Source organism: uncultured Oscillibacter sp. (assembly GCF_910587525.1).
Taxonomy (GTDB): domain Bacteria; phylum Bacillota; class Clostridia; order Oscillospirales; family Oscillospiraceae; genus Oscillibacter.
This window is the reverse complement of sequence record NZ_CAJULS010000090.1, coordinates 1-9,699: the sequence shown is the minus strand read 5'-3', so window position 1 is coordinate 9,699 and position 9,699 is coordinate 1. Positions and strand designations below refer to the sequence as shown.

Below are 9,699 nucleotides of genomic sequence, written 5' to 3'. Positions count from 1 at the left end.
CAGTAGAGCTTGGCCCAGCAGTCCGCGCACTCGGGCCGGGCGTAGGCGTTGCAGGCGCGGAACTCCTCCCGCAGCGCCGTATTTGTCACGCCGTCCCAGATGTTGCCCAGCCTGTATTTCTCCTCCCCCACGAACTGGTGGCAGGGATACAGGTCCCCCCAGGGGGTGACGGCCATGTACTCCGTGCCGGATCCGCAGCCGGAGATGCGCTTGTAGACGCAGGGGCCGTTCTCCAGGTCCAGCATGTAGTGGTAGAAGGTGATGGGGCGGCCCTCTTTTTCCCGGCGGAGCATGTCCGCCGCCAAAAGCTCATACTGCTCCTTCACGGTCTCCAGGTCCTCCGCCGTCAGCGCCGCCGGGTCTCCCGGGGCGCAGACCACCGGCTCCATGCTCAGCTCGGTAAAGCCCAAATCGTCCGCCATGTGGAAGAGGTCTTTGGTAAAGTCCGGATTCCGGTGGGTGAAGGTGCCCCGTATGTAGTACCGCTCCCCGCCCCGGGCCCTTACCAGCTCCTGGAATTTGGGCACAATGCGGTCATAGCTGCCGTTTCCGGCGTAATCCACCCGCAGTGCGTCGTGAATCTCCTTCCGCCCGTCCAGGCTCAGAACCACGTTGTCCATCTCCCGGTTGGCAAAGCCGATAACGTCGTCGTCGATGAGCACTCCGTTCGTGGTAAGGGTGAAGCGGAAGTGCTTGCCCCGCTCCGCCTCCACGCCCCGGGCGTAGGCCACCAGCCGCTTGACCACGTCCCAGTTCATCAGCGGCTCGCCGCCGAAGAAGTCCACCTCCAGGTTGCGGCGGGTGCCGGAGTGGTCCATGAGGAAGTCCAGGGCCTGTCTGCCGGTCTCGAAGCTCATAAGGGCCCGGTCCCCGTTGTACTTCCCCTGGCTGGCGAAGCAGTAGGCGCAGCTGAGGTTGCAGGTGTGGGCCACGTGGAGGCACAGGGCCTTCACCACATCCCCGGACCGCTCCTTAAACGTCCCCGCCAGTGGAGCGAAGGTGTCCGGGGTGAAGAGCTTCCCGGCGTCCTTGAGGCTTTGGACGTCGGCAATGCACTGGCGCAGCTCCTCCTCCGTCACGTCAGGCCTGTCCGCGTACTTTTCCAGCAGGGCCGCCGTGATCTCCTCTGCCGTGTGGTCCTCGAAAAGGGCGATAACATCGTAGGCCGCCTCGTCCACCACGTGGATGGCGCCGGAGCAGGTGTCCAGAACGATGTGATAGCCGCCCAGCTGATATTGATGTACCATGTTGACCTCCATCTAAAAATATGGATGATGCGCGTCTGCGGGATACCCTCCTGCGGAACCGGGTTGTCTCGCAGGGGCCGCTGTCACCGGCGGCCCGCCTGCCCCACGGAGCGCTCCCCGCCTGCGAATACGTCCTCTCAATCCCCCGGCGAAGAAAAACGCCGCCTTCTGGCGGCGTTTTTCACTGAGCACTCACTTGTTTTCGCACTTCTGGTTGGCCACGCCGCAGCTGGTCTTGCAGGCGGACTGGCAGGAGGTCTGGCACTCGCCGCAGCCGCCCTTCTTCGCGCTCTCGCACAGGCTGCGGGTCTCAAGGGTCTTGATTCTCTCCATGGTGATTCTCCAATCTCTTTCAGATTTTGCGGTCCGCCGGATACGGCGGATTTTTTAACCGGAAAAAGTATACCATACCGCCCCTGGAAAGTCAAGGTAAACCGCCAAAAGGAGGGTGTAGGGGCGGGGCTCTGTGCCCGTCCCTGCTTTTGAGGACAACGCATTTTTCCAGCGCCGCAGAACCACCTCCCCGTCCTTTGCTTCTGCCTGATTCCCTCCCCTATGTATTCCCTGTTATCCTCCGCGCATTCGCCCCTCCCTCCGGCTCCGGGAAAAATTTTTCCGTCCCGGCGGAACCAAACCGCCTCTCCCGCCGACTAAACAGATAAAGGAGGTCTGTCCCATGAAAAAGTGTCTGCTGTCTCTCGCCCTGTGCCTGGCCCTTCTCACCGCCTGCGGCGCCCCCGTCCCGCCGGCCAACGCCCCCGGTGCTGCCCCGCCGCCGGAGGACGCCCTCTCCCTGGCGGAGGACGAGACTCCCGCCTATCTCACCTGCCGCATTGTGGACGGCGCAGAGGAGGGAAATCTGCTGCTGGCGGAGCTGGACGCACCCCTGCCCGGCGGCAGGGATGACCGCCACGACGGAAAGAGCGTCTACCGGCTGACCCTGACGGAGGACATCCCCGTTGATCTGGACGGCCAGCCCGCCTCCGCCGGGGACCTCCGGGACGGGATGCCCCTGGAGATCGCCTTCAGCGGCGGTGTCCCGGAGACCTTCCCCGCCCGGCTGAGCCAGGTCTGTTCCGTCTCCGCTTACTCCGCCGGTACGCCTCAGTGTCCCGGCGGGACGTACTACGACCTGTGCGGACTGTACCTCCAGGTCCTGGACGACCTGTGGCGCAGGGACCCGGCCCTGAACGAGGACATCTCCCTGGCCTCCCTGGACCTCAGTCAGGCCCCCGGCGGACTGCTGGAGAGCGAGAAGGCCGCCCTGTGCTGGCGGTTCGGGGAGCTCCACGGGGTGGAGGTCCTGGACCTCGCCTTTGAGGAGCTGCGGGACCAGGGCTATCTCACCGCCAGCGCCGTCAGCACCCCCGCCCCGGAGGAGGGAGATGGCTCCTCTCCCCTGTGGTACCAGTGGGAGGACGGATGTCTCTTCTCCATCACGCCCAACGGGAATCACCAGGAGGAGGTCTACTCCCTGCCCATTCTGTTCTTCAACGCCGAGAAATGGCGCACGCCCCTGGCGGCCTACTGCCTCTATGACTGCTCCGCCCTCTGGCCGGAGTTCGGAACGTGGGACGGCTACCAGATTGGAAGCGAGATGATCTCATAACTCCGAGAGCGCCCCGCCGTTTGGCGGGGCGCTCTTCTGTTCCGGATCATCCGCAGCGGGCGCGCCTACCTGCCCATCTTTACCAGCACCTTCTGAATCCTCTCAAACAGAATGGCGCTCCGGGTCTGTTCAAAGCGGTTGGTATCCGGATTGAAGCGCTCAAAGGTGGAGAGATACTTCGACCAGTCCAGCACATTGCCCCCGCTGGAGCAGAAGCTGCTATCGTATGGGGCGCAAGGCGTTCTGCGGGTAATGGTACATCCCGTTTCGGAGAAGTCAACAGGGATCAGGCCCCTGTATGAGACATAGTCCTTGTCCGCTTCGTCGAGAATGCCGTACTCGCAGAGGTCGTCAATAAAGGCCTGATACTCCCCGCGGGTCATCTCCTTTGGGTTGTATGAGGCGGAGAGGCGCTCCAGCTGCGCATCCGTCAGTTTGACGGACTTTCCGCGCTTCCGCGCGTCCTCCTGGAATTTCTCAAAGGCCAGCTTCTGCTCCTCCCGCTTCGCCTGGACGGCCGCCCGGAACTGGTCCCGGCATTCGCTTTTCAGCCCCGCCCATTTCACCTGCCCGGAACCGCTGATGATGTTGAACCAGCCGGAGTTGAAGACCCCTGATGTACCTCCTATTGTCATAATTGTCCTCCTGAATTTTTATTTCATACCGGATCATCAGATCCAGCCCCGGGCCGCGGCCTCCGCGCGGGTCATGGCGTCCGGGTGGTCCTCCGTGCGGAATTCCTCCACCCAGGAAATGATGTCATCCATGCTGCGGAAGTTCACCATGGGGGCTTTGTGAAGATTGCCCAGCCAGAAGCCGGGGTCTGTGGTGTCCTCATAGAATATGCAGCCATTGATATTGGAAGGATCAAATGCTATCATCACACATCCGTCCGCATAATTTTGCTCTTTCTGGCTGATGGCCCCCATGCGCTTCATGGTCTCCAAGGCATCGTAGACCTCATAGGCGGACAGGTCCCCGGCGTAGTGCTCCTTCAAAAAGGCCAGATTCTCCTCTGTCCAGCCCTGGGGGTCCGGCAGGGCCAGTTCCGGCTGCCGGGCCTTCCAGGCCCGGTAATCATCTTCAAACTGCATCCATACCGGGCCCAGACCCTCCCCTTCCGGCAGGACCGCCAAATTCCGCTTCTGGACCTCCGGGTCCAGATACTGCCCCCACCCCGCGCCGCTCTCTGTCCGGCGGCTTTGGGGCATGGAATACGGGGAGGCCCAGGCTCCGGAATTTCCTGTAACTCTCATCTTTCATAACTCCTTTCCCCGGCGGTGCATCCCGCCGGCCACTGGTTCTAGAGCAGTAGTGTCCGAAAAAGCGGAAAACCGGACAGCTCTTGTAAAATTTTTATTTTCTCTTGCATTCCCGCCCAAAACAGCATAAAATTACAAAAGAACTGCCGGATCGGAGGGATCGGTTTGAACAGCCGGGAAAAGCATCTGCTGCTGGAACAGTGGTACCGGCAGTATGCGGCGTCCATTTTCCACTACGCCTGCCAGTTCACGGATTACCATTCGGCAGAGGAGATCGTACAGGAGACGTTCCGCATCGCCTGGGAGGCTGTCCGGCATCAGGAGATTGAGTATCCCAGGGCGTGGCTGCGGAAGATTGCGGAAAATGTGATGAAAAACCAGTTCCGCCAGAGCGAGCGCCGGAACCGTCTGCTGGTGAGCGCGGACGCGCTGCCGGAGGACGGGCGGCACGAGGACCCCGTGGACGTGGAGCTGGAGTACGACGGCCTCATCAGCCGGCAGGACCTGCACCTGCTCAAGCGCTTGGCCGTGGACGGCTGTACATACGCCGAGGCGGCCCGGGAGCTGAACACAACAGCGGAGGCCTGCCGCAAGCGGGCCGCGCGGGCGAAGCAGCTTCTCCGGAAGCTCCTGGATTGAACGCCGCCCCTTTTGAACATTTCACAGACAAGGAGGTCTGCATATGCCCGGCCTTATCGGCGAGAAAAACGTTTCCTATCCGTTTTTGAATCGGTTCAGCACAAAGACGCTGCGGCAGCTCCTGCAGGAGGACTTCGCGTCGAAGGAGCCCAGCACCCCGGAGAGCGACACGTTCATCACCTGCGTGGCAGAGGTGGTGGCCCGGCGCGAGGCGGCTAATCCCAATATTCCCCGCTTTGATGTGGAGGCAGGCTGGAAAAATTTTTTGAAAGGTTACTGCCCTGAGGGCCCGGACGCCGCCGGCGCCCTTGCGGCGGATATCACCCGGATGGCCGCCCAGTGGACCCATCTCCAGGGCGGAGAACAGGAAGATCAGCCCGAGACATAACCGGTGCTCCAAAACAAAGCGCCCCCGCCCGTTGGGCAGTACCATGGTACAGCCCAACGGACGGGGGCTTTCCTCATCGAGGCGCGCCTATTGATAGTAAATGCCCAGAATCCTCTCATGGGGCTCCGTGAACTCCCCCAGCCGGATGTCCATGCCGATCTCAAAGGCCCGGTCCCAGGGGAATCGGTAATTCTCCAGGGCCACGCCGCCCCAGCCCCTCTCCTCACCGGGCTCCAGGGCGAAGAAGTTGCTCCGCTGGAGATTTTTGATTACATCCTTTACGGCGCTGTCCATGCCGCTCTCCAGCCGGGCCTGAACGGCCTCCCGGTCGATCTCCGGAGTCCAGAAGTTGTTGGGGTCGCCGCCGAGATCGCTGCGGACGTAGGCCAGCAGGTCGTTGCGCACCACGTTCTTATAGCAGAAGTCCTTGATGACGCTGTCCGCCAGGGTACGGGCAAAGGCCCGGTCCATGGCCTCCGTCCGGCCGCCGTCTTTCAGGACGGCGTACCGGGCAACGCCGTGGCTCAACGCCGTGCCGGTGACAATGGCCATGTCCAGAAATCCGGCGTAGCTCAAAAGCCAGCCCAGCTCCGCCTCCTCCGCCAGCGCCTCGTGGAAGGCGGTGCCGTACCGCCCGTTGCCGGCGTCGATGAGGATTACGGGCCAATTCTGCTCCCGGCACTCTTTCAAATCCCGAATCAGCGCCTCATAATAACCGCTCCTGCGGTCTTCATCCACCGGCTGGGTCAAGACAAGAATTTGCAGCCCAGCCGCCCGGTGATTGGCGCTCTCCGTCAGGCCGAACAGGTCCAGATGCTCCGCCACCACGGTGGCCAGGGGCTGGGAGTCGTACTCACAGGCGGGGCGGTCCCCGGTGCCGCCGTAGTACCGCACCGCCGCCGTATCTCCCCGCCAGCCCGTCTCGTCCAGATACATCCGGACCACGGCCTTGAAGGCCAGATCGTCCACTCCGGCCAGAATCCAGTCCAGGGGATTTCCCGCCCGGTCCGTCCGCAGGCCCTGCCGCAGGTAGGCGATCTCATTTTTCTGGATGCAGTCCTCCAGGGAGGAGTCGTCGATGCCGACCATCAGGCGGAAGTTCTCATGGCCCGGCTGGCGAAGAATCTCCTGCACCAGACCGGAAAACGTCAGTTTCCCCTCCCGGGCGGACAGATAGCGGGAAAGCGCCTCCCCGTTCTTCACGCCGTCATGCTCCGCCGCGGTCTGATTCCAGAGGTTTTCCTTATGGGGGCCCCACGAATAGCTGTCCAGAATCCCCTCAAAGGTCAGCTGTTCTCCCTCCAGCGTCTCCCGTGGCAGAGAGCCAAAGTCCCGCAGCCAGTTGTACTCCTCCAGCGTACCGCCCTGGTAGCCCACGGTGGGGGCCAGCCGCATGACGCTGTCCAGCAGCCAGACCACATTGTCCGGGTCCGACGAGAGAACCGCCATCAGGTTCTCCAGCATCTCCTGGAGATGGATGGTCCCGCCGTCCGGCAATGTGACGGCGCACGCCTCCGCTGTCACAGCCCGGGAGCTCACCAGCCCGCCGAAGAGCATCTGGTCCAGGGACAGGATGTACCGGTCGCACCCCGCCTCCTCCTGCTCCAGCACCCACCGGTACAGCCGCCCCACGTTGCCGTACTGGGTCCCGTTTTCGTTCAGAGGCTGTCCGTCCAGCGCGGTCCGGTACCAGTCCGCCTCCGGCATGGCCAGGGCGTACCCCAGAGACTCCGCCAGATACACCACCCGTTCCACGTTGTCAGGCCGGTCGTCCAAGGGAACGTAGGCCACAGTCTTTGCGCTCTCCGAGCCCGCGGGCTCCGGGTAGGGCTCCGGCTCCGTCCTCCGCGGCCCGCAGCCCGTCAGGACCAGGGCGCAGGCCAGCGCCGCCGCCAACAGGCGGGTCTTGTTCTTCATCTCAGCACTCCTCTTTCCGTGAAGCAAAGGGGGAGCGTGCCCTCCGGCTCCGCTCCCCGCCTCTTTCAAAGTCCAAAGCCGCCCAGGTTCAGTCCCCCGGTGACGCCGTTCATACCGGCTTCCATGGCCTCGTCGGCCTGGCGCAGAGCCTCGTTTACGGCGGAGACCACCAGGTCCTGGAGCATCTCCACATCCTCCGGGTCCACGGCCTCCGGCTTGATGGCGATGGACACCACCTCTTTTTTGCCGCTGACCTTGGCCTCCACCGCGCCGCCGCCCACGCTGGCGGAGAACGTCTGCGCCTCCACCGCCTCCTGAGCGGCGGCCATAGCCTCCTGCATCTGGACAATCTTCTGCTGCATCTCCGCCTGGCGCTGTGCGCCGGTGACCTTCATTCCGCCGTTGGAAAACCCGCGGCGCGCACTGTATCCCATAACAATTCTCCTTTATTTAATGGTGATATTATCGAACTGACTGCCGAATTTCAGCAGGTTCTTCAGATTCTCCTGAGGCGAGGCCTTGGGGGGCTCTCCTACCCGAAACACCAGCCGTACCGCCATTCCGGCGGCCTTCTCCGCCTCCTCGGCCAGGGCGCCCCGCACCCGGTCGTTGTCCAGCCGGCCCAGGGTGATGTCGTCCGGGGCGTAGACCGTCATCTGGTCCCCCTCCAGCGCACCGCCGCACATGTCCAGAAACGCCCGGTACATGGGCGGCAGGCGGCCCTTGCAGCTCTCCGCCAGGGCCCGCCACCAGTTCCCGTCCACTGCCGGGGCGGCGGACGCAGGCCGGACCTCCGGGGACGCAGGAGGCGGCGCAGCCGCCGCAGGCGTCTCCGGCTCTTCGGGAACATCGAATACCCGCGCCCCGGGCTCCTCCGGCAGAGGCGGCTCCCCGGGAAACGGCGGCTCGTCCCAGGGGGGCGGGTCCGCCGGGACCTGCGCCGTCTTTGCGGCGGGCGGCTGTTCCGCCGGGGCCGGACGCGGCTCCTTCGGGGCGGCGCTCCGCTCCACGGCAGACCGGATCACCTGTCCCCGGGCCGCGGCCTCTTCCAGCCGGCGGATGCGGGCGTCCAGGGCCGTCAGATCCCCGGAGAGGGACTCGTCGCACAGCCGCAGGAGGCACAGCTCCGCGTCGGTGCGGCGGTTGGTGCTGTAATAGAGGTCCGCCGCCGCCTTTTGCAGCGTGGACGCCAGATAGAGAAAACGGCTGGCGGGCATATCCCTGCCCAGCCGGTCCAGCGTGGCCGTATCGTATCCGCCGGACAGCAGCACACTGCCGCCCTCCGGCGCGGTTCTGCGCAGCAGCAGGTCCCGGGTCAGGGCGGAGAGCTCCCCCAGTACCGCGCCCACATCTTTGCCATTGCCATACAGCTGGTTTAAGAGAAGCAGGGCCGCCTTGGCGTCCCGGGCCAGAATCCGTTCCATCAGCTGGGCGGTCTGGAGATTTCCCGCCAGACCCAGCACCTCCAGCACCGCGCCGCTGTCGATGGTCCCGCCGGCGGCGGCGCACTGGTCCAGAAGGCTCAGCCCATCCCGCAGGGCGCCATCGGCAAGGCGGCTCAAAATCTCCGCGCCGTCCGCCGTCAGTCCAATGCCCTCCTGCTCCGCAACATAGCTCAGCCGCCGGGCCACGTCCGCCGGGGTAATGCGCTTGAAGGAAAACCGCTGGCACCGGGAGAGGATGGTGGCGGGCACCTTATGCAGCTCCGTGGTGGCCAGAATGAACATCAGGTGCTCCGGCGGCTCCTCCAGAATCTTCAGCAGGGCGTTGAAGGCCGGGGTGGAGAGCATATGGACCTCGTCGATGATGTACACCCGCTTCTTCACATGGGCCGGGGAATAGATGGCCTCGTCCCGCAGGGCCCGTACCTGATCCACGCCGTTGTTGGAGGCGGCGTCCAGCTCCAGAACGTCCAGAAAGCTGCCGCTCTCCAGCCCCCGGCAGGCGTCGCACTGGTTGCAGGGGTCCCCGTCCACCGGGTGCTCGCAGTTGACGGCCCGGGCCAGGATTTTGGCGCAGGTGGTCTTGCCGGTGCCCCGGGTGCCGGTGAAGAGATAGGCGTGAGAGGTCCGCCCCTCCGCCACCTGCCTGCGCAGGGTCTCGGTGATCTGGGGCTGGCCGATGACGTCCGAAAAGGTCTTGGGCCGCCATTTGCGATACAGGGCCTGATACATAGCGCGCCTCCCCACGAGAAATGGAAAAAAGATCCTCCGCATGCAGCTGCGGAACCGGCGCCCTCGCGGCACATGAAACATCCCGCTTAATGCTGCTCGGTTCCCCGCCTGACATGGTTCGCGGGCATCCATTGCGCGAGACCGGCTCCGCAGCTGCACGCGGAGGATCTATTCATAGCTTGTCTATTTTACTATATCTCTCAGAGATTTTCAACTAAAATTTTCTGCGGTTTTGAAAAAAACATACTTTACAATAGAAGAATTTATGGTATAATAGCCAAAGTGGTCCGGTGAGCTGCCGGGGAGGCTGAAAGTAAATGCGGGCCTGCGGCTCAGCCGGGAGCGTGTTCGGTCCGGGTCTGGCCCCTTCTGTTTGGCTCTATTTCTTTTATCGAAAACTGCATACTCGGGCTCGTAGCTCAGCTGGGAGAGCGCTGCGTTCGCATCCATAGTGAGACACATC

Annotated in this window: 11 protein-coding genes and 1 other RNA gene; 3 read left to right on the top strand and 9 right to left on the bottom strand. The window is 63.4% G+C overall.

Annotation, left to right across the window (positions count from 1 at the left end; translation table 11 throughout):
• A partial coding sequence (gene scfB / locus QZ326_RS08900; RefSeq protein WP_295744133.1) for a thioether cross-link-forming SCIFF peptide maturase occupies positions 1-1,247 on the bottom strand: 1,247 nt, incomplete at its 3' end.
• A 192-nt stretch (positions 1,248-1,439) separates the two neighbouring features.
• Positions 1,440-1,580, bottom strand: a complete 141-nt coding sequence (gene scfA / locus QZ326_RS08895) for a six-cysteine ranthipeptide SCIFF (RefSeq protein ID WP_295744129.1) — start codon at positions 1,578-1,580, stop codon at positions 1,440-1,442.
• Positions 1,581-1,923: 343 nt separating this feature from the next.
• Between scfA and QZ326_RS08890 the strand changes: the two genes are divergently transcribed.
• Positions 1,924-2,856 (top strand): hypothetical protein, encoded by a 933-nt coding sequence (locus QZ326_RS08890; RefSeq protein ID WP_295744126.1) that lies wholly within the window; start codon positions 1,924-1,926, stop codon positions 2,854-2,856.
• 65 nt (positions 2,857-2,921) lie between these two features.
• Here QZ326_RS08890 and QZ326_RS08885 read toward each other — a convergent pair whose 3' ends face one another.
• Together QZ326_RS08885 and QZ326_RS08880 are read right to left on the bottom strand one after the other, a co-directional pair.
• Positions 2,922-3,491, bottom strand: coding sequence for a hypothetical protein (locus tag QZ326_RS08885; RefSeq protein ID WP_295744124.1), 570 nt, complete (start codon positions 3,489-3,491; stop codon positions 2,922-2,924).
• A gap of 36 nt (positions 3,492-3,527) precedes the next feature.
• Positions 3,528-4,112 carry a hypothetical protein gene (locus QZ326_RS08880; protein ID WP_295744121.1) on the bottom strand — a complete coding sequence of 195 codons (585 nt, stop codon included), beginning with the start codon at positions 4,110-4,112 and terminating at the stop codon, positions 3,528-3,530.
• Between the two features lie 171 nt (positions 4,113-4,283).
• Here QZ326_RS08880 and QZ326_RS08875 point away from each other — a divergent pair, with 171 nt between their 5' ends.
• Positions 4,284-4,757: an RNA polymerase sigma factor gene (locus QZ326_RS08875; RefSeq protein ID WP_295744118.1), complete on the top strand. Its 474-nt coding sequence runs from the start codon at positions 4,284-4,286 to the stop codon at positions 4,755-4,757.
• A 43-nt stretch (positions 4,758-4,800) separates the two neighbouring features.
• Positions 4,801-5,145, top strand: coding sequence for a hypothetical protein (locus QZ326_RS08870; protein WP_295744116.1), 345 nt, complete (start codon positions 4,801-4,803; stop codon positions 5,143-5,145).
• An 87-nt stretch (positions 5,146-5,232) separates the two neighbouring features.
• Here the strand turns inward: QZ326_RS08870 and QZ326_RS08865 are convergent, their stop codons facing one another.
• The 5 genes from QZ326_RS08865 to QZ326_RS08845 all read right to left on the bottom strand — a co-directional run.
• The gene (locus tag QZ326_RS08865) at positions 5,233-7,062 is read right to left on the bottom strand and encodes a DUF4127 family protein (RefSeq protein WP_295744113.1); all 1,830 of its coding nucleotides are present in this window, start codon (positions 7,060-7,062) and stop codon (positions 5,233-5,235) included.
• A 65-nt stretch (positions 7,063-7,127) separates the two neighbouring features.
• Entirely contained in the window at positions 7,128-7,496 is a 369-nt protein-coding gene (locus QZ326_RS08860) for a YbaB/EbfC family nucleoid-associated protein (RefSeq protein WP_295744110.1), read from the bottom strand.
• A gap of 12 nt (positions 7,497-7,508) precedes the next feature.
• Positions 7,509-9,236 carry a DNA polymerase III subunit gamma/tau gene (gene dnaX, locus QZ326_RS08855; protein ID WP_295744107.1) on the bottom strand — a complete coding sequence of 576 codons (1,728 nt, stop codon included), beginning with the start codon at positions 9,234-9,236 and terminating at the stop codon, positions 7,509-7,511.
• A 48-nt stretch (positions 9,237-9,284) separates the two neighbouring features.
• Positions 9,285-9,384: signal recognition particle sRNA small type (gene ffs, locus QZ326_RS08850), an RNA gene on the bottom strand.
• A gap of 62 nt (positions 9,385-9,446) precedes the next feature.
• Positions 9,447-9,699: hypothetical protein (locus tag QZ326_RS08845; protein WP_295744104.1), on the bottom strand; the 253-nt coding region annotated here is incomplete at its 5' end.

Excerpts from the sequence above, each read along its gene's own strand:
- QZ326_RS08860 (WP_295744110.1), bottom strand. The coding sequence starts at position 7,496 with ATGGGATACAGTGCGCGCCGCGGGTTTTCCAACGGCGGAATGAAGGTC.
- dnaX (WP_295744107.1), bottom strand. The coding sequence starts at position 9,236 with ATGTATCAGGCCCTGTATCGCAAATGGCGGCCCAAGACCTTTTCGGAC.
- QZ326_RS08865 (WP_295744113.1), bottom strand. The coding sequence starts at position 7,062 with ATGAAGAACAAGACCCGCCTGTTGGCGGCGGCGCTGGCCTGCGCCCTG.
- QZ326_RS08890 (WP_295744126.1), top strand. The coding sequence starts at position 1,924 with ATGAAAAAGTGTCTGCTGTCTCTCGCCCTGTGCCTGGCCCTTCTCACC.
- QZ326_RS08870 (WP_295744116.1), top strand. The coding sequence starts at position 4,801 with ATGCCCGGCCTTATCGGCGAGAAAAACGTTTCCTATCCGTTTTTGAAT.
- scfA (WP_295744129.1), bottom strand. The coding sequence starts at position 1,580 with ATGGAGAGAATCAAGACCCTTGAGACCCGCAGCCTGTGCGAGAGCGCG.
- QZ326_RS08880 (WP_295744121.1), bottom strand. The coding sequence starts at position 4,112 with ATGAGAGTTACAGGAAATTCCGGAGCCTGGGCCTCCCCGTATTCCATG.
- QZ326_RS08885 (WP_295744124.1), bottom strand. The coding sequence starts at position 3,491 with ATGACAATAGGAGGTACATCAGGGGTCTTCAACTCCGGCTGGTTCAAC.